20 protein-coding genes, 1 other RNA gene and 2 pseudogenes are annotated in these 21,277 nt (G+C 68.1%); 11 read left to right on the top strand and 12 right to left on the bottom strand.

Annotation, left to right across the window (positions count from 1 at the left end):
- Positions 1-1,092 (top strand): annotated as a pseudogene (locus ABD848_RS02805) (hypothetical protein); the annotation flags it as partial.
- Positions 1,093-1,567: 475 nt separating this feature from the next.
- Positions 1,568-3,931, top strand: coding sequence for a bifunctional SulP family inorganic anion transporter/carbonic anhydrase (locus tag ABD848_RS02800; RefSeq protein ID WP_425567400.1), 2,364 nt, complete (start codon positions 1,568-1,570; stop codon positions 3,929-3,931).
- Positions 3,932-4,057: 126 nt separating this feature from the next.
- On the opposite strand, the gene ABD848_RS02795 is transcribed toward ABD848_RS02800, so the two are convergent.
- Complete coding sequence (locus tag ABD848_RS02795; protein WP_344966939.1) at positions 4,058-4,201, bottom strand: hypothetical protein; 144 nt, start codon at positions 4,199-4,201, stop codon at positions 4,058-4,060.
- A gap of 1,050 nt (positions 4,202-5,251) precedes the next feature.
- On the opposite strand from ABD848_RS02795, the gene ABD848_RS02790 reads away from it, so the two are divergent.
- Both ABD848_RS02790 and ABD848_RS02785 read left to right on the top strand, forming a co-directional pair.
- The gene (locus ABD848_RS02790; protein WP_344966937.1) at positions 5,252-5,488 is read left to right on the top strand and encodes a hypothetical protein; all 237 of its coding nucleotides are present in this window, start codon (positions 5,252-5,254) and stop codon (positions 5,486-5,488) included.
- A gap of 798 nt (positions 5,489-6,286) precedes the next feature.
- Positions 6,287-7,477, top strand: coding sequence for a methyltransferase domain-containing protein (locus tag ABD848_RS02785; protein ID WP_344966935.1), 1,191 nt, complete (start codon positions 6,287-6,289; stop codon positions 7,475-7,477).
- Between the two features lie 70 nt (positions 7,478-7,547).
- Here ABD848_RS02785 and ABD848_RS02780 read toward each other — a convergent pair whose 3' ends face one another.
- The 3 genes from ABD848_RS02780 to ABD848_RS02770 all read right to left on the bottom strand — a co-directional run bounded on the left by ABD848_RS02780 (position 7,548) and on the right by ABD848_RS02770 (position 9,050).
- Complete coding sequence (locus ABD848_RS02780; protein WP_344966933.1) at positions 7,548-7,736, bottom strand: DUF397 domain-containing protein; 189 nt, start codon at positions 7,734-7,736, stop codon at positions 7,548-7,550.
- Positions 7,737-7,742: 6 nt separating this feature from the next.
- Positions 7,743-8,588, bottom strand: a complete 846-nt coding sequence (locus ABD848_RS02775; RefSeq protein WP_344967313.1) for a helix-turn-helix domain-containing protein — start codon at positions 8,586-8,588, stop codon at positions 7,743-7,745.
- A 207-nt stretch (positions 8,589-8,795) separates the two neighbouring features.
- Complete coding sequence (locus ABD848_RS02770) at positions 8,796-9,050, bottom strand: hypothetical protein (RefSeq protein WP_344966931.1); 255 nt, start codon at positions 9,048-9,050, stop codon at positions 8,796-8,798.
- A gap of 67 nt (positions 9,051-9,117) precedes the next feature.
- Between ABD848_RS02770 and ABD848_RS02765 the strand changes: the two genes are divergently transcribed.
- Positions 9,118-9,408 (top strand): hypothetical protein, encoded by a 291-nt coding sequence (locus ABD848_RS02765; protein WP_344966929.1) that lies wholly within the window; start codon positions 9,118-9,120, stop codon positions 9,406-9,408.
- Between the two features lie 115 nt (positions 9,409-9,523).
- Here ABD848_RS02765 and ABD848_RS02760 read toward each other — a convergent pair whose 3' ends face one another.
- Positions 9,524-10,105, bottom strand: a complete 582-nt coding sequence (locus ABD848_RS02760; protein WP_344966927.1) for a hypothetical protein — start codon at positions 10,103-10,105, stop codon at positions 9,524-9,526.
- 284 nt (positions 10,106-10,389) lie between these two features.
- On the opposite strand from ABD848_RS02760, the gene ABD848_RS02755 reads away from it, so the two are divergent.
- Both ABD848_RS02755 and hemC read left to right on the top strand, forming a co-directional pair.
- On the top strand, positions 10,390-10,572 hold the full coding sequence (locus tag ABD848_RS02755; protein WP_344966925.1) for a hypothetical protein: 183 nt from the start codon (positions 10,390-10,392) through the stop codon (positions 10,570-10,572).
- 236 nt (positions 10,573-10,808) lie between these two features.
- Positions 10,809-11,819 carry a hydroxymethylbilane synthase gene (gene hemC / locus ABD848_RS02750; protein WP_344966923.1) on the top strand — a complete coding sequence of 337 codons (1,011 nt, stop codon included), beginning with the start codon at positions 10,809-10,811 and terminating at the stop codon, positions 11,817-11,819.
- A 272-nt stretch (positions 11,820-12,091) separates the two neighbouring features.
- On the opposite strand, the gene ABD848_RS02745 is transcribed toward hemC, so the two are convergent.
- The 5 genes from ABD848_RS02745 to ABD848_RS02725 form a co-directional block, all read right to left on the bottom strand.
- Entirely contained in the window at positions 12,092-12,778 is a 687-nt protein-coding gene (locus tag ABD848_RS02745; RefSeq protein WP_344966921.1) for a hypothetical protein, read from the bottom strand.
- A 585-nt stretch (positions 12,779-13,363) separates the two neighbouring features.
- An RNA gene (gene rnpB / locus ABD848_RS02740) (RNase P RNA component class A) lies at positions 13,364-13,748 on the bottom strand.
- A 108-nt stretch (positions 13,749-13,856) separates the two neighbouring features.
- Positions 13,857-14,972, bottom strand: a complete 1,116-nt coding sequence (locus tag ABD848_RS02735) for a bifunctional RNase H/acid phosphatase (RefSeq protein WP_344966919.1) — start codon at positions 14,970-14,972, stop codon at positions 13,857-13,859.
- On the bottom strand, positions 14,969-15,712 hold the full coding sequence (locus tag ABD848_RS02730; protein ID WP_344966917.1) for a zinc ribbon domain-containing protein: 744 nt from the start codon (positions 15,710-15,712) through the stop codon (positions 14,969-14,971). The genes ABD848_RS02735 and ABD848_RS02730 overlap by 4 nt, the downstream gene beginning before the upstream one ends.
- A gap of 58 nt (positions 15,713-15,770) precedes the next feature.
- Positions 15,771-16,592: a Nif3-like dinuclear metal center hexameric protein gene (locus ABD848_RS02725; protein ID WP_344967310.1), complete on the bottom strand. Its 822-nt coding sequence runs from the start codon at positions 16,590-16,592 to the stop codon at positions 15,771-15,773.
- Between the two features lie 219 nt (positions 16,593-16,811).
- On the opposite strand from ABD848_RS02725, the gene ABD848_RS02720 reads away from it, so the two are divergent.
- Positions 16,812-17,798 (top strand): 2-dehydropantoate 2-reductase, encoded by a 987-nt coding sequence (locus ABD848_RS02720; protein ID WP_344966915.1) that lies wholly within the window; start codon positions 16,812-16,814, stop codon positions 17,796-17,798.
- Positions 17,799-17,928: 130 nt separating this feature from the next.
- Here ABD848_RS02720 and ABD848_RS02715 read toward each other — a convergent pair whose 3' ends face one another.
- On the bottom strand, positions 17,929-18,333 hold the full coding sequence (locus ABD848_RS02715) for a hypothetical protein (protein WP_344966913.1): 405 nt from the start codon (positions 18,331-18,333) through the stop codon (positions 17,929-17,931).
- 160 nt (positions 18,334-18,493) lie between these two features.
- On the opposite strand from ABD848_RS02715, the gene ABD848_RS02710 reads away from it, so the two are divergent.
- The 3 genes from ABD848_RS02710 to ABD848_RS02700 all read left to right on the top strand — a co-directional run bounded on the left by ABD848_RS02710 (position 18,494) and on the right by ABD848_RS02700 (position 20,570).
- Complete coding sequence (locus ABD848_RS02710; protein WP_344966911.1) at positions 18,494-19,480, top strand: deoxyribonuclease IV; 987 nt, start codon at positions 18,494-18,496, stop codon at positions 19,478-19,480.
- Between the two features lie 33 nt (positions 19,481-19,513).
- Positions 19,514-19,846: a hypothetical protein gene (locus ABD848_RS02705; protein WP_344966909.1), complete on the top strand. Its 333-nt coding sequence runs from the start codon at positions 19,514-19,516 to the stop codon at positions 19,844-19,846.
- Between the two features lie 139 nt (positions 19,847-19,985).
- Positions 19,986-20,570 carry an AAA family ATPase gene (locus tag ABD848_RS02700; RefSeq protein ID WP_344966907.1) on the top strand — a complete coding sequence of 195 codons (585 nt, stop codon included), beginning with the start codon at positions 19,986-19,988 and terminating at the stop codon, positions 20,568-20,570.
- A 176-nt stretch (positions 20,571-20,746) separates the two neighbouring features.
- Here the strand turns inward: ABD848_RS02700 and ABD848_RS02695 are convergent.
- A pseudogene (locus ABD848_RS02695) lies at positions 20,747-21,148 on the bottom strand (zinc ribbon domain-containing protein); the annotation flags it as partial.
- Between the last annotated feature and the right edge of the window lie 129 nt (positions 21,149-21,277).

Here is a 21,277-nt window from a genome sequence, read left to right as displayed (position 1 = left end):
CCGCCTCAGGCCCCGCTCGACGTAGCGCACCACCGCTCCCCCTACGACACCGGAAACCACACCCGAGCCTCCTACGACCTCGGCGGCTACGACACCAACCGCAACACCACCCCCTACGACACCGGCAACCACACCCGGCCTACGCCGCCTCAGGCCCCGCTCGACGTAGCGCACCACCGCTCCCCCTACGACACCGGAAACCACACCCGAGCCTCCTACGACCTCGGCGGCTACGACACCAACCGCAACACCACCCCCTACGACACCGGCAACTACAGTCGGCCCCAGGGACCAACGGCGCCCAGCTACAGCAGTGGTGCGCCCGATCCCTCCGCTGTGCGGGGACAGGGATATGGCGATCCGTTGGACGAGCCGGGCTTCCCCTCCCCCTCGGGGGCCGAACGTGGCGGGGGCGCACCGCTGTGGTCGAGGGACACCACGGGGACGCCCGGTAGGCCGCCGCAGTCTTCCTCGTTCGGTTCGGGGAGCTCGGTGACGGGCCAGAGTGGCGTAGGCGGCGTGCCGACCGAGCCGCCATCCAGCGGTTTCCGCCAGGAAGACACGACCGGTTCGTTCGCGCGCGGCGACGACTACCCCCCGCGCTACGAGACCGGCTCCCACACCCCCACCACCGACTACACCACCCCCTACGAACAGCCGGCCTACGGTTCCTCGTGGCACCAGCAGGGGTGGTCGGGCGGCACGAATGAGCAGGCTCCGTTCTCGTATGGGGCTAACAGCGGTTTTGATGCGCTCAGCACGCCACCGCAGGGCTTTTCCTCCGGTGGCGGTTCGTTCGCGCGCGGCGACGACTACCCCCCGCGCTACGAGACCGGCTCCCACACCCCCACCACCGACTACACCACCCCCTACGAACAGTCCGGTGGGGGCACACCGCCGCCCTCCTACGCTGACTACGCCGACGTGCTCAGCGACTACGATCCGGCCGACCCCTACGGTGGCTACGCTTCCAGCGGTCCCGGATACAGCTATTCCGGTGGTTGGCCGCACTACCCCGAGCCCTACTACGACGACCGCGACGCCTACGATTCCGCTCCCTACCGCTACGGTGACGGCTCCTCATTCGACTGACCGATTCTCGAGCGGCACAGCCCTCAGCGCCAGTCGCACGGAGGGCGTCAATGGCGTCTCGTCGTCGCGCCTGCCGGGTGGGACCAGGGACCTGACGACGAGTGGTGGGCCTACGGGGCCGTTCACTTCGCCCCATGGCTCACGCCTGGGGTGGCGGGGATGTTTTCCCTGATGGTCGCCCCGCCACCGGGCTCGTTGCCGCGCGCCTGACTTCCTGTACAGCAGGGGCGACGTGGCCCCACCGCGCGGAACACACAGGGCGGACGCAGCGAAAGCACAGGTCAAAACCCACAAGAAACTTCGATTTAACTTAAAAAAGTCGTGCACCCCTCCGTATGTTGATTACTCTTGGTCCGTAACACAAGTCAAAGAGTAATCAAATCTCAGTGTTATGCACCGTCGCGCCAGCGATCGTGGCAACACCGACGGTGCTGCCGTGCCCAGAGCGCCGTCTGTCGACCCGTCGGGGGGAAGCATGCACAAAGACGCCCAGGGAACGCGGTCCCTACACGGATCGGTGACCAGCAGGGTCCTCGGACGACTTTCCGGCACTCAGTTACTCAGCAACGTCCCGGGGGATTTCGCGGCCTCACTTGTGGTCTTTCTCGTCGCCGTGCCGCTATCGTTGGGGATCGCCGTCGCCTCGGGCGCACCGCTGATCGCCGGCCTCATCTCCGCCGCAGTGGGCGGGATCGTCGTCGGTGCGCTAGGCGGGTCGGCTGTCCAGGTCAGCGGGCCGGCAGCGGGCCTGACCATCGTTGTCGCCGAGATCATCCACACCTATGGCTGGCCGGTGGCCTGCCTGATCACCATGCTCGCCGGTGTGGTGCAGATCGCGTTGGGTGCGTTTCGTGTCGCGCGGGCAGCGCTGGCGATCTCCCCAGCGGTCACCCACGGCATGCTCGCCGGCATCGGCGTGACCATCGCGCTGGCCCAGTTGCACGTGGTCTTGGGCGGTGACCCGCAAAGCTCGCCGGTGGCCAACCTCGCAGAACTGCCCCACCAACTGGCCCACAACCACACTCCGGCGGTGGTCGTGGGGGTGGTGACGATCGGCTGCATGCTGGTGTGGTCGCGCCTGCCCGATATCGGACGGCTGCGACCGCGCCAGGTCCCGTCCGCACTCGTGGCGGTGGGAGTGGCGACCGCGCTCGCCGGCTTCATGGGGTGGCCGGTGGAGCGGGTCAACCTGCCCGAGTCCATGGCCGATGCATGGAGTGGCCCCGCCCTGCCCCACCCCGATCAGGCCCAGGGGGTGGTGGTCTCGGTGGCGACGTTGGCGCTGGTGGCCAGCGTGGCGTCGCTGCTGTCGGGGATCGCTGTCGACCGCATGCACGATGGCAGGCGCATCAGGCTCAACCGCGAACTGATCGGGCAGGGCGCGGCCAATGCCACCAGCGGGGCGCTCGGCGGGCTGCCCGTCGCCGGCGTGATCGTGCGCAGTACCGCCAACGCACGAGCCGGGGGACGCACCCCCTTGTCGGCGATCCTGCACGGGGTGTGGGTCATCCTCCTAGTGGCGCTGTTCACCCCTCTCGTCGAACACATCCCCATGGCTGCGCTGGCGGGGCTGCTCGTCCTCATCGGCGTGCAGATGGTCAACCTGGCGCAACTTCGTGACCTGCGCAAGCACCATGAGGTAAGCGTGTACCTGGTGACGATGACCGGTGTCCTCCTGCTAGGGCTGATGGAAGGGGTGCTGGTGGGGCTGGCCCTGGCCGTGCTGGTCTCCCTGCGGCGGCTGACGCGCATGAGCGTGCTCACCGAGGAACGCGACGGACGCTGGCACATCGTGGTGCAGGGTTCGCTGACTTTCCTCGGTGTGCCGCGCGTGACCGATGTGCTGCGCAGTATCCCCGCCGGGGCACAGGTCGATCTTGATCTGCATGTGGACTTCATGGACCATGCCGCGTTCGAGTCCATCCACGCCTGGCGCGTCGACCACGAACGGAGCGGCGGACAGGTCGACATCGACGAGGTGCACGAGAATTGGTACGAGCGCAGCACCAAACTCGACGCGCCCGCGGCGAAGACCCTGCTGCCTCGGGGGCTCGCCCGCTCGTGGGCGCGGCGGCGCAGCCATGACGACACCGGGCCGGTCTCCGGGCTGCTTCTGGCGGGAGCACGCGAGTACCACGCCAGTACCACCGAACGGATGCGTACCACGATGCGCCGGCTGGCGCACTGTCAGCAGCCCAAAGTGCTGTTCATCAGTTGCGCCGACTCGCGTCTGGTCCCCAACGTCATCACCGCAAGCGGGCCGGGGGATCTGTTCACCGTACGCAACATCGGCAACCTGGTGCCGCCCTACCAGCCCAACAGCGACGACTCGGTGGGAGCCGCCATCGAGTACGCCGTCACCGTGTTGGAGGTGCCCTCGATCGTGGTCTGCGGGCACTCCCACTGCACGGCAATGCAGGCGCTGTTGGAGGGGACCAGCCAGGACACCGGCGATGCGGAGGTCGGGCAACTGGCGCGCTGGCTGCACCACGCCGGCCCTGATCGGGCCTTCCAGCCGGCCTCGGAAAACGTGCCATCGGCCGAAGCGGTGGGCCAGATGTCGCAGGCCAACGTCGTGCGGCAACTGGAGAACCTGCTGAGTTACCCGGTGGTACGCCGGCGTTTCGAGGCGGGGACGCTGGAACTGACGGGGATGTACTTCGACTTGGAGACCTCGCGCGTGCAGATCCTGGACGAGCAGGCGCAGCGATTCGTCCCCGTTCCCGAGGAGGTACTGTCCGCACCGGAGAGCGACAGCCAGGCCCACAAGGGTGTGGGGGTCACCGGTACCGCTGAGGAGTCCGAGGCTGCGGTGAAGCGGGCAGAGCCAACGCACTGACCCCGGGGCGAGCCGTGAGGTCAGGCGTGACCACCAGTGCAGTCAACCGTTTCTCCTCTCGCGGTGGCGCGGGAGGAGAAACGCCGCAACGAGCGCACCGACGTCCCGTCGCCGCAGCGGCCTCGGCTATCCGGTGTTGTCGTCGCCGTTGCGCTCGTCGCGCTGATCGTTTTCCACCGGGGACGCATGGTAGACGGCGAACCCGATGATCGCGGCGATCGCGAGGAGGGGCAGCCCGAACAGCAGCACCCAGGTGAGCGAGGAGTCCATAACCACCGAATCAACTAGTCACGACGGAGCCCGACCGTCCGACGAAACACCCGCTTCACCAGAGACGGTGTATCCCAATCTAGCGGTGCCCCTGCCGCGCGGCAGAGGTGTGGGCGGGACGAGCCGGCCGGTCAGCCCAATTCCGAAGCGGCTTACATTCTGACCTGCGCAAATACCCTCAAGAAAGCGGTCGACCCGCGCTTTCTTGAGTCCCGGATAACCGTTTCAACCTCGGATAGCTGGGAGTGAACCGGAACGAACCCGGGTTGGGAGACGGGCCCACCGCCCCCGGGAGGCCGGAAAAGCGTAAGGTCCGACGTGTTCCACCCTATCGTTCTCACACCTGGAGGCGTGTGGCCGGCGGTGGCGGTTGCCTCAGGCTGCCGCGCCCTTGAGGCCGCCGAGGTCGCGCGGCGATCGAGGCAGGAGCGAACGAGGCCACCTCCCCACTCCCGACCGACGAAAACACAGCGGCTCCGGGAACCTGGCGTGGGTGACTGGCCACCCTCTTGCAGCTCCACCGAACGTTAGAGCCGACTCAGCGGCATGATGGAGGCAGGCCCCATGAGGGCGGCCATTGTCCTACCCACGGGTGGTTGTTGGCAGCGGCCCACTCTGTCCACTAGGTGCCGCGTCTCGACGTGGCTAGGCTCTGTTTTTGGACGGGCGGTGAGCGAAAGCCGGTGAGCGCCTCCGCAGGCTGCCGAGATCGCGAAGCGAGCGAGGCACGAGCGAACGAAGAACACCCCCACGCACCCCACACCACGGCCGTTCGCACAACAGAACCTAGCCGGGTGAGCTGGCCACACCCGGTCATACCAGGTGACACCCCCAAAAAACTAGAATTAGAATTCACAATTCATGCACTATCACGGTTATTTTTGGCGCGGAACCCAGCACGAACGTGTCCAAGAACAGGCCAACTCCCACATTAATGGGCCTCGGTTCCACCAGTCCCCCGTCCCCCCAATCAAAATCTGTTGGTGGCTACGCAAGCCCGCCTACCTGATTTCGGACACATGGGACACGCCAGAGGAAGCCACGCAATGGATGGCTGATCAATACAAAGCCATCCAGCACGAACTGGACACCGATAGTCCGTATTGGAAACCGACGGAGGAACGGTATGCAGCAGCGATCCACGATCTCTCCCTCGGCCGTGACATCACCTGGAACTACCACCTGCGAGGCGACACGCGCGTTTTCGTCGCCGCCGTATGCTGCCCCAACGGGTGGGAGGATACGCTCCGGTGCCCCCTCGACGCCCTCGCTGTCCACCAAACCTGAGGATCTGGAGTGGCGGTGTTCATGCGGGCATGTGAACCCAGGCACCACTACCGTGTGCGAGAAGTGCGGCAAACGGGGGTAATCGGATAACTGGGTGAATTCCTCGGAGCCCCATGGGAGGCTCCGAGGCTACAGCGACACCGGGATGTAGCCGTGCTCTTTTCCGGTCCCGGTGCACATTCGGCACGTGTCCGCGATGCGTTGCCAGCGGACGGCTCCCTCGTCGACTTTGACCGGCTGCATGGGGGCCCACCGGCCGGTCCCGTCACAGTGGTGGCACGGTAGATCGTCACGGCTGCACCATGGACAGTCTGTGAGTGCGCAACACTCCCAGGTGGTATTCATTTTCTCCCCTCGCATACAGGGGAGAAGTGTGTCACGGCCATTACCGGGTGTCCACACCAGCCTCCCGCGCCCCGCGGCCTATCCCCACCCGCGACCGGCTGGGGCTCCCCGTCGCCTCTTCGCTCTCGTGGTGCGCACCCGCTCTCCATACAACGGCCGCGGCAACGGCCCAGTTGAGGACGAGCAGACAATGATTTGGCCACACTCGGCAACTCCAAGTGACGAACATAATACACAGGGTTATATTTCCTTGAAGAACCCCCTGGTGAGGAAGGCCCCCCGATGGGCGAAGACAAAGGCGGCGGGAAACACGGCAAGCCCGGTTCCGAGGACAAGGGACGGGGAGGCTCCACTCGCGGACGGTACCGAGAGCCAAAAACACGGCGGCAGCGAGCGCATCAAACCCTCCCAAGATGGCCAAGAACAAGACGGCCAGAACAAGGGCAAACGGAAATGACTTTCCCCTCCGGCCCTGACCGGCTCGCCGACAGCCTCCTCGAGCGGGGCGTTCTCACCGACCCTGGGTGGGAACACGCGGTGCGGCGGGTGCCCCGCCGTTCCTTTATCCCCGCCACGATTTGGCCACGCGACGACGACGGATGGCGCTCCCCCCGCGACCGCACCGCTGCCGAGTGGGAGCATGACGTCTACGCTGATTACGCGATCGTCACCCAGGTCGACGACGGCCACCCTACCGGCACGGACGGGCGCGGGCGGGTCCCGACCAACAGCATCTCCCAACCCTCACTCGTCGTCACCATGCTTCAGCCCCTCGATCTCCGCGACGACGAGCGGGTGCTGGAGATCGGCACCGGCACCGGCTACAACACCGCGCTGTTGTGCGAGCGGTTAGGCGAGGACAACGTGGTCTCGATCGAGGTCGACGAAGATGTGGCCGCCCAGGCGCGAGAAACCCTCCACAGTCTCGGCTACAAGCCCACTCTCCTGGTGGGTGACGGCGCGGCCGGCGCCCCCGAGCGGGCGCCGTTCGACCGGGTGTTGGCCACCGTCGCCGCCCGCCACGTGCCCCCAGCCTGGATACAGCAGACACCCCCTGGCGGAGTGGTCGTCGCGCCGTGGGGCACCGGGTTCACGGAACCGGTCCTGCTGCGACTGCTGGTGGCCAACGACGCGGCGCACGGGCGGATCGTCGGCGACGCGCCGTTCATGTGGCTGCGCGGGCAGCGCACCGCTCTCGGGGGTGCCGGCGTGTTCATCGACGTCGACACCGACGAAACGACCCCTGCTCGGATCACCGTGAACCCGAGGATCATCGCCGAGCGGGATGCGGGCTGGGAGACCACTGTCGGTGTGCTCGTGCCCGGCGTCGACTACGTGGTCTATGAAGCGCAGGACGACTCGGGGGAGGCCAGCATCTACGTGTTCGACCGCGACGGCTCCCGCTCATGGGCGCTAGGCGAATACGTCCCTTACGCCAGCGAGTATGAGTCCGTGTGGCACGGCCCTCGCGACCTGTGGGCCGAGATCGGCGCTGCCCGCCAAGCGTGGGAAACCGCAGGCTGCCCCGGCCGCGACCGGCTCGGACTCACCGTCACCCCAGAGGGACAGCACACCTTGTGGGTCGACACCCCGACCACCTCATACTCAGGTGACGCCCTTGCTCACCTCAGCATCTCCCTATGATGCTGTATGATGACAGCGGATGAATGCAGCGAACTCCCGGCGGTCACCGCCGGGAGTTCGTCTTTTTGGCCTATAGCCTCGACTGGGTCACCTCAGCGAGAAAAGCGCGCCACTCAGAAGCGTCGAATGTCAGATGCCCCAGTTCCGAATGCTTCGAGTCACGCATGGCTGCGCCGAAGGGCAGGGCAGCAACCTCGACACACTCAGAAGCACCAGCGCTGTAGCTAGACTTGCGGAATTTCAATTCGGATGAATGCATTCTTCCTCACTTGTTGATGATCTTCTCCATCAGCTCGATCGACCCAGCCTTGGATAATGCGTCCATACTGACGTGGTCGAACGCCTGCCGATAGGCTGCCACATGGGTGGGTTCCTCCACATACAGCCCTTCGGAGCGCGTTTCCAGGTAGACGATGCTGGGATCAAGCTCGTTCGTGTAGTCAAGTATGACCATGGCCCCAAAGGTCGCAGCGTACATTCCCGCCGTATGTGGGTGGATCTGGATAGTGACGGTGTTGTTCGGGGCTTCCGCCATCGTGATGAGGTGTTCCACCTGCTGCTGTGCTAGCGACGTGTTGGTGTGCCATAGCCGGACCAGCACATCCTCACTGATCACGGCATGGAACTCTGGTGGATCGTCAGAGTCGAGGAGCTGCTGTCGTTCCAGCCGTGCGGATACGATCCGATCCACTTGGGCGTCAGTACGGGTAAGAGCAATCCGAGCGCTCATAGCCGCATAGTCCGCGGTCTGGAGCAGGCCAGGGATGACAGTCGGTTGAAACGTGCTGATAGCTGAGGCTTCGGCTTCGAAACCGATATAGCTGTCAGGCAGCACGTCACTATAGGTGTCCCACCAGCCACGCTCCTTCGATTGGCGTCCCAGCGCAAGTATCGCCTCCCGGCGCTCTGGGCTAGTGACGCCGTAAAGGTTCATCAAGTCCTTGAGCGCGCTCGGATCTGGTCTGGAGGAACCTGCCTCCATTTTGTTGAGGCGCCCTGTGGACCAGCGGAGATCTTTACGGGCTTGATCCACGGTGTAGCCGGCAGCCTCGCGCATGCGGCGCAACTCTGCTGCGAGACGACGTTTGCGCACAGTAGGGCTCTGCCTCATATCCGCCTCTGGTCGATACATGCTGGCGTGCTGATCATACGTCTCCCGAAAACTTGGACATTTCCATCAATTTGAAGTGTTCATCTTGACGCTTCAAATTGAAGCATGCACCCTGGGAGAGCATTCATCCACATCGCCGCTTCAGCGGCCCAACCCGAGAGGGTGTCTATGACACGTGTGTCCCTACCGTCCGCGTCATGCACATCACTAGCGGCAACCACCGAGCGGAATCATGATCGCACGCTTGCGCACCAGCGTGACGCCGAATCGGCTGACCTGCCCCATCTGATCGGCCGGTTCGGTCATCGGTGGCGCCTCTACCGCACCCGCGACCGCGACGGCAGCCCTGCCGGCTATGTCGCCAACAATCGGCGTGACGACGGCTACGCCCCCACGATCCACGTCGACACCGCCGCCGAGATGGCCGCCGCGTTGGAAGACCCGCCGCTCTCCCAGATCCATCAGGCGTGCCAGGGCCGCCCCTCACTGGAGGTCCTGCGCCTCGTGTGCTCGACCGGCTGGAGCGGCTGTGACGCGCGGCCACCCCTTCCAGCCCTCGTTCACGCGCGAGCAACTCGCCCGCATGGCAGAGCCCGGCGCGATCCGCACCGAGCTGGCCGGTACCACCGTCGTGGTCCACATGGGCAGAGACCGGAAACCGCTGGTGTTCCAGCCCTCAGCCGAAACCGAGAAGAACTCCGTCGACGTGGCACGCCGCCTCGGGGAGGCCCTGCTCCAGGCGGCGCGGCTCCTCGACAACCCCAAGGAACGGGCGCTGCTCGCCACCGAGCCAGACACGTCGTGGATGAGTACCTACTAGACCGGGCCGCCCGCCTGCTGTCCACCACTCCTCCCCCGGAGTCACGAGACACGGCGGGCGGCCCACCACCGGGCAGCAGCGAGGGGAAACCTCACTGCTGCCCGAACAGCCGGATTCAGGTGTCGACCGGCTCGGCGCCGCCTCCGGGACTAGCGGGTAGGGAAGGCCCGCCCGGGGGCGGCGCCCCATAGACAGCTCCCCCCCAGGGATGGCCGCCCTGCGAACCCTGGGGTGGGGCAGCTCCTCGCCCCCTTCTGGAGACATGATGTGTGACCCGATCCTGCGCCTGGCCTGCACCCTCGCCGTCCTCGTCGAGGACTACCAGCCCCAGCCCGCCCCCGCGAGCTGGGAAAACGAGGAAGAGCAGCATCACAACCCGCCGACCCGATACGCCACCCCCGACGAGATCCGCGCCGGCATCGCCCCGATCGTGGACTGTCTCCACCATTTCGAGCGGGTGCTGGAACGCATCGACGCGGTCACCGTCAGCGTCGATGAGCTGACCGCGTTCCACGACCTGTTCTCGGCCCCGGACTGGCTCCTCGAACACCTCGCTGACCATGTCGAGGAGCTGCGCCAGGAGGCGGCCGAACAAGCCGGCTACACGCCGTTGCGGGTGACGGCTGCCCTGTGCGGCGGCCACGTCGTGGTCGACACGGCCGGCACCCCCGATGAGCCGGTGTTCCTCATGGCCCATACCGGGCTGCACCGTAAGCCGGGGGTGCGCCGCTCGGGGGAACTGTTGGAGCGGGCGGTACATGAATACCAGCGCCCCCACCCGAGGCGGGTGGGGGCGCGCCGTGCACGTCGTCACCGGGGACAGCGCCACATAGCTAAACGACCGTGGCTGCGGCGCCCGCGACGCGGGCTACACCAGGCCCCACAGCAGCCCAGGCGGGGCGGCGATGCGCCTGCCGGTGGGCCACCGGTATCGGCCCGCTGCCTCCCGAGAGGACACCCCCTGTTTGGAGAGGAGAGCACATGCCCACGATCACGCTGCACGGCGGCCCGTTGGACGGCGCCGAGTTCGAGATCAGCCCGGACTTCCTGGCTGATCACGCAACCACGGGGGCGGTGTTTCGCCTGGAGCCCTCCGGAGCGCAGGGGCGCTACCGGCAGTTTGACGGCCGGTGGGTGTGGTGTGGCCCGCCAGAGCCGTCGTAAGCAGGGCCGACTCGGCTCCGCCCGCAAGGGGCCGCCCCGAGGTTCGCGCGGGGCCCTTCCCCACGGAGCCGACGGCCCGCCCCCGGCGGTTTGGCCACGGGTGAGGGGCGTGGCCAAACCGTCCTCGCCGCCCGGTCCGCCCCCGCGGCCAGGCCGGGCGGCACCATTCACCCACCGGGCGAGGGACATGCCCTGCGCCCCTGCGCTATCGGCGATGAACTGGAGAAACACTCCTCATGCCCGACGAGTTGGTACCCACCCACGGCGAACCGGCAACCGTGAGCACCTACCTTGGTCGCATGGTTTCCGACCGGCCCCCGCTGCGCATCGGAACGCGCACCTCCCCCATGGCGATGGCCCAAGCTCGCCTCGCACAGCGCCTCATCAGCGACACCGCCGACCTCCCCACCGAGATCGTGGGCATCCAAACCTCCGGCGACCGGTGGATGGGCGACCTCGCCGAGCTGGGCGGCAAAGGCGCCTTCCTCAAAGAAATCGACCGGCACCTGCTCATGGGCAGAATCGACATCGCCGTACACGCCATGAAGGACGTGCCCGGCGACACCCCGCTACCGGAAGGGACCGCATTCGCGGCCTACCTGCCACGCGAGGACGTACGCGACGTCTTGGTGGTACGCGAAGGCTCGAAATACCAACGTCTGGAAGAGATGCCGCCGGGCACCCGCGTCGGAACCTCGGCGGTGCGGCGCAAAGCCCAAATGCTGAAGCACCGCCCCGACCTCCATGTGGATCGGGTGCGGGGCAATGTCAACACGCGCATCGCCCGGCTGGATGAGGAGAAACGGTTCGAGGCGATCGTGTTGAACTTCTCGGGGTTGCGTCGGGTGGGCTTGGAGCACCGCGCGAGTGAACTCATCGCCCCGGAGGTGATGTGTCCGGCGGTGGGCTCCGGGGTGATCGGTCTCCAGTGCCGCACCGCCGACGCCGCGACCGTCGAACTTCTCCGCCTGCTCGACGACTCTCCGACCCGGACCCATATCACGGCCGAGCGCACGATGCTGCACGGGCTGCGCGGACACTGCAACTCCCCGATTGCGGGCTATGCCCACACCACAGCCGACGGGCAACTGTCGTTGCTGGGGATGGTGTTCACTCGGGAAGGCGGCAGGTTCGCCTACTCCCAAGAATGGGACTCCATTGCTCGGCCCACCGAGTTGGGCGCTTATGTCGCCGCCGACCTGCTGCGCAAGGGAGCACGCGGCATCATCGACGGCATCCCCCACTAGAGCACTCCCCCGGAAACACGTCCCCGCGCCTCCGTAACGGAAGGCGCAGGAGCGCTGCTGTGCGCTGGGGGCTGTTTTTTGGACGGGCGGCGAGGAGCAGGCGGTGGGCGCACGCGGATAAGCGCCTCCGCTGCCGCTCCGCAGGCTGCCGAGATCGCCGGCGATCGAGGCACGAGCGAACGAAGAACCCCACAGCCCTCGCACCGCACTCGACGGCCGGGCCCCCTACCAGCCGACTGTCACCAACGTGCTGACCAAGTACACCAGCCCGTTCAGGGGTGCCGAGGAGCGCCGGAGGACGCGGTGGACGAGCCACGGTGCATCCGGAGGGTCGCGACCACCGTCCAGGCGAGCGCCACGATCCCCGCCGCGACCAGCAGCACGTTCGGGACGCCGTTGGCGATACTCAGCCACGGGGTGTTCGTACGCCGCCATAGGTCCACCGCGACCGCCGCGGCCAGCACGAGCAGCAGGAACGGCAGCCGCCGGGCGTGATAGCCGGCGAGGGCGCCGAGGACGGCGCCGGCCACGGCCACCACCAACAGCGGGGACAGCACCACCCCCACGGCGGTGTCCAGCACGCTGGGATCGGGCACCTGCGTCGGGCTCGGCGGCAGGTCGAGGGCCGCCAATTTCTGAGCGTCGTGCACCAGCGCGATGTGTCTTGCGACCGTGTAGGCGGTGAGCGCCACGAGCGCGAACGTCGCACCGGTGGCCGCCGCCCGCCCCGGCGAACGTACGGCCCCATAGCCCAGCAAGACCGGGATCACACACCATCCGAGGTAGGTGTCGACCAATGTGACCAGAGCGAAGTAGAGCAGGGCGGGCAGCGTATGGTGGTCCAATCCGGACTCCCGCGCGGTGGAGGGGACCCGGTCGGCGCCCAATGAAGCCAGGCCCACCGCGACCCCGCCGACCAGCACGACCAGCGCAACGATCCACCCACGGCGGCCTCCCACGCATGCCCCTCCGAAAGCCCACACAACCGGACCGGTCGGGTACTCACTGTGCCACACCCCCGAAAGCGCCGAAACTCCCGGGGCCGCACGCCGGGCCGCGCCGGCGGGGCGTGTCGCCCGATCCTGCGCGCATGTGCCGGGAGGACGGCTGTTCGCCCGAGCCGACGCGTCGCACGCGCCGGACCATCCCCGCCTACGCGGGGCGGGCGGCGCGGTGGGGAAGGAGATCGCGCGGCGTTTCCCGTCACTCGCGCCTCGATCGCTGCGCGATCTCGACAGCCCACGAGTGGGTTGGGCCTGAGGCGATCAGCCCACCGCATGGCCCCCGGACAAGGGGGCTCATTGTCTATGGGTGGGCTTTACCTGAGGTGATCACCACGCCCCGCCGCCGTCCCGAGATTTGGCCAGGTCTGCGCCATGGTTTCCGAGCGGAAGCGACCGCGGGCCGCGGCAGGCGCTTTCGAGAAGTCCGGCGCTGCGGTTCTCCGCGTGGCCTCAACACCCTCGGTCGCCTACGGGTCACCGGGACAGATCCGGGATACGTCTCTTCCGGCGCCGCGGGAACGCGGGGAAGAAAGGGAAAAGGGGAAGAGTCGGCCGGTAAGCCGGATTCTGTCGGTCCTGAAAGGACCGGGCGGCCATCCATCTACGGACTGACGTTGCCGCCAGCCTCATGCGGTCTACCCGCGGATCTCGGGCGGGCCACCCTCGAACATCCGCGCGGGGAACGCGATGGTTCCCCTTTTTGACCTTGCTCCGGGTGGGGTTTACCAAGCCGACCGGATCGCTCCGGCCGCTGGTGGTCTCTTACACCACCGTTTCACCCTTACCACCGCGCGCGGTGGCGGTCTGTTTTCTGTGGCACTATCCCGCGGGTCACCCCGGGTCGGTGTTACCGACCACCCTGCCCTGTGGAGTCCGGACTTTCCTCGACGCCGCCGCGCGGCGCCGCGACCACCTGGCCGACTCCTCCCCGGCGATTGTACGTCCCTGAACAACGTGGCCTGTCCCGCCAGTATTTCCCACGCGGCGGGGTGGGACGGGTGGTTTGCCGGCGCCGCGGCGCCGGCAAACCACCTCACTCCAGGTGGGCGGTGTCGTTCAACGAGTGCACCACCATCGGGCCGTCGCTGAAGTAGTGGATCTCGCTCAGGCACGCCAGATCCAACTGCATCCGGTACAGCGCCTCCGCGGGGGCGAGCATGGCGTTGCGCAGCAGCGACTTGATGGGGGTGACATGGCTGACGATGAGGATCGTCGCGCCGGCGTGGCGGGACAGGATGCGCTGCCGGGCCGCCTCGACCCGCCGCTCCACCGCCGCGAAACTCTCACCGTCCACGGGCGCGCTGCTGGGATCGCTCAGCCACTGGTCGAGCTGGCCGGGCCAGCGCTGCTGCACTTCAGCGAAAGTGAGCCCTTCCCACTGGCCGAAGTCGGCCTCACGCAGGTCCTCCTCGATCTCCACCGGCACCGACAGCGCCTCGGCGACCACCGCCGCGGTATCGCGCGCGCGCCGCAACGGCGAGCAGACGACAACCTGGACGGGGTCGCCGGCGCGGGCGGCGACCCGACGTGCCGCGGCTCGGGCCTGCTCGGTGCCGACCTCGGTGAGCGCAACATCGCCGCTGCCGGAAAACCGGCGCTGTATAGACAACGGGGTCTGGCCGTGGCGCAGCAGCAGCACCCGGGTGGGCTGGGTGTCGGGGGGTGCGGGCTGGGGCGCGGCGCGCGCGGGCGCGGCCGAGGCGGGTTCGTGGGAGGCGCTCGATATCGGCCGCCCCTGGGCGGCGGCGTCCATCGCGCGGTTGGCCAACTCGTCGGCGTGGGTGTTCTCGGCGCGCGGCACCCAGACGTAGCTCACCTTGCCCAAGCCGGCCGCGATGTCGTGGGCCTTGCGGGCCAGCGGGCGCATGTCGGGGTGTTTGATGCGCCAGCGCCCCGACATCTGCTCCACGACGAGCTTAGAGTCCAGCCGCGCTTCGACCAGCGCTTCCGGGTCGACGTCGGCGGCGGCGCCCAACCCTGCGATCAGGCCCTGGTACTCGGCCACGTTGTTGGTCGCACGCCCGATCGACTCGGCGATCTCAGCGAGGACCTCGCCCGTGTCGGCATCGCGCACGACCGCGCCAAAGCCCGCCGGCCCCGGGTTGCCGCGCGAGCCGCCGTCGGCTTCGACGACCAGTCGCCGGCTCATAGGCCCGACTCGGGGGTGCGGACGAGGATGCGGCGGCACTGCTCACAGCGCACGACCTCGTCGGAGAGCGCGGTGCGGATCTCGCTGAGCTCGGCGGTGCTCAAGGCGAGCTTGCAGCCCTCGCAGCGGCCCTGGCGCAGCGCCGCGGCCCCCACGCCGGCGTACTGGTCGCGGAGTTTGGTGTAGAGAGCGAGCAGGTCGTCGGGGATCTCGGCGGCGGCCTGCTCGCGCTGCTGCTGAAGCTCGGACTCCTCGGCCTTGAGCTCGGCCAGGGCTGCGGCCCGGCGTTCCTCGGCGGTGGCGCGGGTCGCGGTGGCCTCCTCCAGCTCGCGTTGCAGCCCCGAGCGGCGCTCCTCGGCCGCCTCCCGGCGCTCCATGATCTCCAAGACGATCTCCTCAAGCTCGCTCTGGCGCCGCCGCAGCGAGTCGATCTCGGACTGTAGGCTCTCCAGTTCCTTGGGAGAGGAGACCTGCCCGGCGTCGAGGCGCCGGCTGTCGCGGTCGGTCCGAGTCCGGACCTGCTCGACGTCGGACTCGGCCTTGCGCTGCTCGCGGTCGATGTCGGCAAGGGCCGTGTCGGCTGCGGCCAGCGCGTCGCGCAATTCGCTCAGCCGCGCGTCCAACTCCTGGACCTGGGTGGCCTCGGGCATGGTGCGCCGGCGGTGGGCGACGCGGCCCAATGCGGTGTCGAGATCCTGCACGTCGAGCAGGCGCCGCTGGTGAACGGGTTCGGCTTTCACGAGATCCTCAAGTTTTCTTTCGTAACGGGATCGACTACAGCAGCGGAGGCCAGGAACGTCACAACGCCTGCGACCAGGCGTCGGTGACGATCGTGGAGACGCGCGTCTCCACGTTAGTCGCTTGGCTGGCCAACACGTGGGTGAGTTGCTTGGCCGCCTCGGTCAGCCACGGCCATTCGCTGGCCCAGTGGGCGGTGTCGATGAGAGCGATGTCGCCATGCTCGACGAACTCCGAGGACGGGTGGTGCCGTAGATCCGAGGTGAGGTAGACGTCAACTCCGGCGGCGCGGGCGGTCTCAAGCAGCGAGTCGCCTGCACCGCCGGAAACAGCGACAGTGGCGACCCTGCGCTCGGGGTCTCCCGCGGCACGGACACCGGTAGCCGTGGCGGGGAGCCCGGCTCTGACCTGCTCGACGAAGGCACGCAGCGGCATCGGCTGGGGCAGCGTCCCGATGCGGCCGATGCCGCGTCGGCCCGTGGGGTCGGTGGGATCGGGGGCGAGCGGACGCAGGGAGGTCGGTTCGAGCCCGACGGCGGCGGCCAGGGCGTCCGAGACTCCGGGAGCGGCAGTGTCGGCGTTGGTGTGGGCGGTGTAGAGGGCAGTGCCGGCGCTGATCAACCGGTGGATCAATCGGCCTTTGGGGGTGGTCGCGGCCACGCTGCTGACACCGCGCAACAGCAGCGGATGGTGGGTGACGATCAGGTCGGCGCCCCAGTGGAGCGCCTCATCGACGACGTCGGCCACCGGATCGACCGCGAACACGATCCTGCGCACTCGTTGGGTGGGCTCGCCACACACCAGCCCCACCGCATCCCAGGAGGCGGCCCACGCGGGATCGTAGCTGCCCTCGAACGCCTCGATCACGTCGTGCAGTGTCAGGGGTTCCGGTGCGGTACTCACGCAGGGCAGGTTAGCGGTTCCCGACGATTCCGGCAGCGCGGACACGGGCCGATGGGCCAACGCGCGGTGCCCCGGCCGACACGGCACGGTTCGACAGTTAACGGCTACGTCCAGCAGCGGTGACGGCGCCGCAATACCCGCCCTTCACGATCAGGAACGAGCTTGGGAGGGAGATGCGCTGTGAAGGACGGAGAAACGATGACGGAGTCGACGGCCGTGGCGTCGGCGTCGGCCGCGTGGCCACCGGGGGTGCAGCGTCGGCAGCGGGTCGCTGTGGTGGGGGGCGGGGCGATCGGGACGATCGTGGCCCACGCGGCCCACCGGGCAGGGCACAAGGTGACGCTGTGCGTGCGCTCGCCTCTGGCAGAGGTGACGGTGGAACGCGAAGGCGCGCAGGAGAGGCTGTCGCTGCCCGCGGTGACGCGGCCCGACCGGCTGACCGCGCCAGTGGATTGGCTGTTCCTGGCCACCAAGACCTACGACACCCAGCAGGCGCTGGGCTGGATTCGGGCGTTGACTGGCCCGGCCACCCGGGTGGTGGCGTTGCAGAACGGGGTCGATCACCAGGAGCGTATCGGGCCGTTGTTGGTGGTGGGTGAGTTGCTGCCCGCGCTGGTTTACATCTCGGCGGAGCGGGTCTCGCGTACCCACGTGGTGCACCGGTGGGGGCGGCGGCTGGTGGTGCCCGACACCGCGGCGGGGTCGGCGTTGGCGGCCCTGTTCGCCGCAGGTGGCTCTGGCGGAGTGGACGTGGTGACAGCACAGGACTTCACAACCGCGGCGTGGCGCAAGTTCTTGACCAATGTGGCCGCCAATCCGCTGACCGCGCTCACGCTGCGGCGCATCGGCGCGCTGCAAGAGCCACGGCTGCGAGAATTGGCGCGGGGGCTGCTGCGGGAGGCGGTGACGGTGGGTGTGGCCGAGGGGGCGTCGCTGTCGGGCGACGACGTGGAGCAGACCTTGGATCTCTATGCTGCGATGCATCCGCACAGCGGCACGTCGATGCTGCACGACCGGCTTGCCCGCCGGCGCTTGGAGCATGACCTGATCACCGGTTCCGTGGTGCGTGCGGCCGAACGCCACGGTCTTGCCGTGCCGCTCAACCAAGCAATGCTGGCGCTGCTACAGACGGTGGAAGCCCAAAACGCGGTCGAGGCGTTGGAACGGCGCCCGGCCGTGGCCTAGCTCGCTGCTGCGGTGGCGGCTCTTGAGGGCTGCGGCGTCACGAAGACAGAAGGCGGGTTGGGCGCTCCCCCGTCGACAGCCCTGCCGGGAAAGGATGCTCTTGCTGGGCGGGCCGACATGGCGGGGACCGCTAGTGGTTTCGGGACAGGCGCATGGCAACGTAGCAGCCTCCCGCTCCGGCGAGGGCTCCCTGGAGGCATTGGGCGAGCAACACGGCGGGCGGGGCGAGGTCCATGGGGTTGAGCCAGGCGAGGAGCAGGTAGAGGACGACAGCCACGAGCGTGGCTGTGCCGGGACGGGGGATGCCCACCCGGCGCGCCAACCACCAGCCGAGGGCCGGAGTGGCGACGAGACGCAGGGCGAACAGGGCCAACCCCAGCCCGATGTTGGCGCCGATGACGGTCTCCCCCGTCCACGCGCTGATCGCCCAGGCCAGGCCGAAGGCGAGCAGTGAGACCGCCACGGTACAGCCGGCACCGATGACCGCTGCCTGGATCAGGTGTCCCAGCCCCGCGGCGAAGCGACTCCTCGTCATAGGACCATCCTGACAAACCCGGCCGGAGGGACGCTTGAGTCGGAATACTCAGCCCTACCTAGGTGCCATCCCCCAAGGCTGCAACAGCGGCCCCAGCGGCCGGGGAGAGAACCGCACCGGGCGGTGGAAACGCGCGGAGAGGCCCTAGGCTGGGGTGGTCATGTTCACCTCTCCCCCTCCCTCTTCGCCTGTCGGGGCGCACGTGCCGGTCTCGGGCGGGTTGGCGACCCGCGGACTCAGCTACGCCGACGAAATCGCAGCCGAGACGATCCAGGTGTGTGTCACCAACCCGCGCCAGTGGGCTCGGCCAGCCGGTGTGGCTGCTGAGGACGCACTGCTGCGCGAGCGCAGCCAGGCTCTGCCGGTGTTCGTCCATGCGCCGTACCTGGTGAATCTGGGGTCCTCCCACGCCCAGGTGCGGGAGAAATCGGTGGCCGCCGTGGCGCATGCGCTGCGGCGCGGGCAAGAGATCGGCGCGCGCGGCGTCGTGGTGCACACCGGTTCGGCGGTCGCCGGCACGCGGGCGCAAGGGCTGCGACGGATGCGCGAGGGGCTGCTGCCGATCCTGGACGGGCTAGGCGAGGACGCGCCGATGGTGCTGCTGGAGCCGATGGCGGGCCAAGGGCAGGTGCTGTGTGCCACCGTGGACGAGCTGGACCCTTATCTCGACGCGCTGGAGCGCCACCCCAAGGCCGGTGTGTGCTTGGACACCGCGCACGCTTTCGCCGCGGGACACGACATCGCGACTGTGACGGGGATGGCGGCGATGCTGGACCTGCTCGGCGAGGTGATCGGCCCGCAGCGACTACGGCTGATCCACGCCAACGACTCCAAGGTGGGCTGCGGGGCGAACAAGGACCGCCATGAAAACATCGGGGCAGGGTATATCGGTACCGATCCGTTCACCGCGCTGTTTGACCATCCGGTGAGCGCGGGAGTGCCGATAACGGTGGAAACCCCTGGTCTCTTGGGGCCCCACGCCGCCGATGTGGCAACGCTGAAGCGGCTGCGGGAGCGAGCCCGGCGTCGGGGACAAGGGGGCGTGACCGTTGTGGCCGACGAGCACTGCCCCGCTGCAAAGACTGCGGAGACGGATTTGTCGGCGATGGTGGGCGAGGGCGCGCGCCGCGCGGGTAGGCCACAATAAAGGAGTCACGGGCATGGAAGGGCGGTGCTATGGATGGAGCCGGTCAGTCTGGTTGTCGGCGCCTGTATCGCGCTGGGAGGCGTGGCCGTCGGGCGGATGATGTCCAACCGATCCGGGCGCAAGCAGGCGCAGCAAGCGGCAGTGGAACCCCCGCGCCAGCACACTCCGCAGCCCATCTGCGGGTGTGGGCACCATCTGGTCTTTCACGACACCGAGAACAAGGTCTGCCAGGCCCAGGTCGTGATCCCCGGCCGCTGGACCGGCCAGTCGAGCAACAGCTACCGCAAGTGCATGTGCCAGGGCTACCGTGGGCCGATGCCGGTGGACGAGTACTACGCTCCCGACCTGTTGGGTGGTGATTCCTAAGCGGGCCTTCGCGGTGGTGCCCGCCGCGGTGCCGGCAATTACCTCCCACCACCTTTACGCCGTAGATCATTGTAGTCGCCGATGCGGGAAGGCAACGGTGGCGGTGCGCTGGTACGCGCCGAACGGAAAGGGTGACGACGTGCCTCCAGCAGCCACCCCGGCGCCCGTGTGGGTCGTGGCCGGCGCACCCGGCGCGGGCAAGTCCACGGTCGCCGACCGCCTCCTGGCTCACGTGCGCCCCGTTCCGGCGCTGCTGGACAAAGACACCCTCTACAGCGGTTTCGTGGCGGCGATGCTGGCGGCCTACGGCCGCTCCGGCGGAGAGCGCGAAGGCGCCTGGTACGACGAGCACATCAAGCCTCACGAGTACGAGGGGATGACCGCGACCGCTCGACAGATCCGCTCCGGTGGGTGTCCGGTGCTGCTCGTGGCCCCCTTCACGGGACAGATTCGCTGCCCGCGCCGCTGGCACGCCTGGGTCACGGAGCTGGGCGGCGAGCCGGTGCGCCTGGTATGGGTGCGCTGCGACGAGGCCACACTGCGCGGGCGACTGACCGACCGGGGCCGCGCCCGCGACACCGGCAAGCTCGACGGTTTCGCCGAATTCATCCGGCGTACCCGCCCCGACGCCGCACCGCCGGTGCCCCACGTCGAGATCGACAACCGCGCTGGGGCAACCGCGCTGGAGCGCCAGATCCGCTCCGCCGTCGCCACGATCGGCTGACGCCAGCGCCCCGAGCGCGTTGTCACCAAGCCGTTCAGCTTCGAGGAGGCCATCGCCCACATCCGCGCGGCACTGCGGCGGATCGGCTTCCCCCACCCCGGCCGCCTGGCAGTCAGCGGCCTGGCACTGGACGAGGACAGCCACGAAGTGTGGCGGCTACGGCCGGTAGGGCACGTCCGATACCGGGTGCCCAGCGACAGTTCGGCGAGCAGGTGCCCACACGCCGAACACATCCTGCTGCTGGGGAAAAGCCAGGCGAGCACCACGGTGCGCCCGGCCCGGTGGGCCTTGTACTCCAACTGGCGGCGAAACTCGCCCAGGGCGGCGTCCAGGAACGCCCGGTTGAGCCCGGCCTTCGGGCACACCAGCCCGCCCGGGGCCTCGGCCGTACCGCTCGCCAAGGCGATCACGCCGGAGGCGTTGCGGTCTTCGATGGCGATCGTGGCGTGCTCGCCCACCAGTCGAGTCGTGGTCGTGTGCAGGAAGTCCCGCCTGGCGTGGCCGACCTTGCACCGGGCCACGGCGACCGTGCGTTTGGCCTTGCTCTGGTGGTTCGACCCGCGCTGCCTGCGCGCCATCAACAGCCGACGTCTCGCGCCGCGGGGCGCCGCGGGATCGACGGATACCGAGAGAACCGAACGTGGAAGCGGTTCGTTCGTCGCACTCCCGGCCCCAGCCACACCCCCAGCATGCGGCGAACTTCGCCG

Source organism: Salinactinospora qingdaonensis (assembly GCF_039539445.1).
Lineage (GTDB): Bacteria > Actinomycetota > Actinomycetes > Streptosporangiales > Streptosporangiaceae > Salinactinospora > Salinactinospora qingdaonensis.
This window is presented reverse-complemented; position numbering and strand designations above follow the sequence as displayed.

What these genes read in the sequence shown, in the direction of transcription:
- ABD848_RS02800 (WP_425567400.1), top strand. Translation starts at nt 1,568, where the DNA reads ATGCACAAAGACGCCCAGGGAACGCGGTCCCTACACGGATCGGTGACC.
- ABD848_RS02795 (WP_344966939.1), bottom strand. Translation starts at nt 4,201, where the DNA reads ATGGACTCCTCGCTCACCTGGGTGCTGCTGTTCGGGCTGCCCCTCCTC.
- ABD848_RS02790 (WP_344966937.1), top strand. Translation starts at nt 5,252, where the DNA reads ATGGCTGATCAATACAAAGCCATCCAGCACGAACTGGACACCGATAGT.
- ABD848_RS02785 (WP_344966935.1), top strand. Translation starts at nt 6,287, where the DNA reads ATGACTTTCCCCTCCGGCCCTGACCGGCTCGCCGACAGCCTCCTCGAG.
- ABD848_RS02780 (WP_344966933.1), bottom strand. Translation starts at nt 7,736, where the DNA reads ATGCATTCATCCGAATTGAAATTCCGCAAGTCTAGCTACAGCGCTGGT.
- ABD848_RS02775 (WP_344967313.1), bottom strand. Translation starts at nt 8,588, where the DNA reads ATGAGGCAGAGCCCTACTGTGCGCAAACGTCGTCTCGCAGCAGAGTTG.
- ABD848_RS02770 (WP_344966931.1), bottom strand. Translation starts at nt 9,050, where the DNA reads ATGGATCTGGGAGAGCGGCGGGTCTTCCAACGCGGCGGCCATCTCGGC.
- ABD848_RS02760 (WP_344966927.1), bottom strand. Translation starts at nt 10,105, where the DNA reads ATGGGCCATGAGGAACACCGGCTCATCGGGGGTGCCGGCCGTGTCGAC.
- ABD848_RS02755 (WP_344966925.1), top strand. Translation starts at nt 10,390, where the DNA reads ATGCCCACGATCACGCTGCACGGCGGCCCGTTGGACGGCGCCGAGTTC.
- hemC (WP_344966923.1), top strand. Translation starts at nt 10,809, where the DNA reads ATGCCCGACGAGTTGGTACCCACCCACGGCGAACCGGCAACCGTGAGC.
- ABD848_RS02735 (WP_344966919.1), bottom strand. Translation starts at nt 14,972, where the DNA reads ATGAGCCGGCGACTGGTCGTCGAAGCCGACGGCGGCTCGCGCGGCAAC.
- ABD848_RS02720 (WP_344966915.1), top strand. Translation starts at nt 16,812, where the DNA reads ATGACGGAGTCGACGGCCGTGGCGTCGGCGTCGGCCGCGTGGCCACCG.
- ABD848_RS02715 (WP_344966913.1), bottom strand. Translation starts at nt 18,333, where the DNA reads ATGACGAGGAGTCGCTTCGCCGCGGGGCTGGGACACCTGATCCAGGCA.
- ABD848_RS02710 (WP_344966911.1), top strand. Translation starts at nt 18,494, where the DNA reads ATGTTCACCTCTCCCCCTCCCTCTTCGCCTGTCGGGGCGCACGTGCCG.
- ABD848_RS02705 (WP_344966909.1), top strand. Translation starts at nt 19,514, where the DNA reads ATGGAGCCGGTCAGTCTGGTTGTCGGCGCCTGTATCGCGCTGGGAGGC.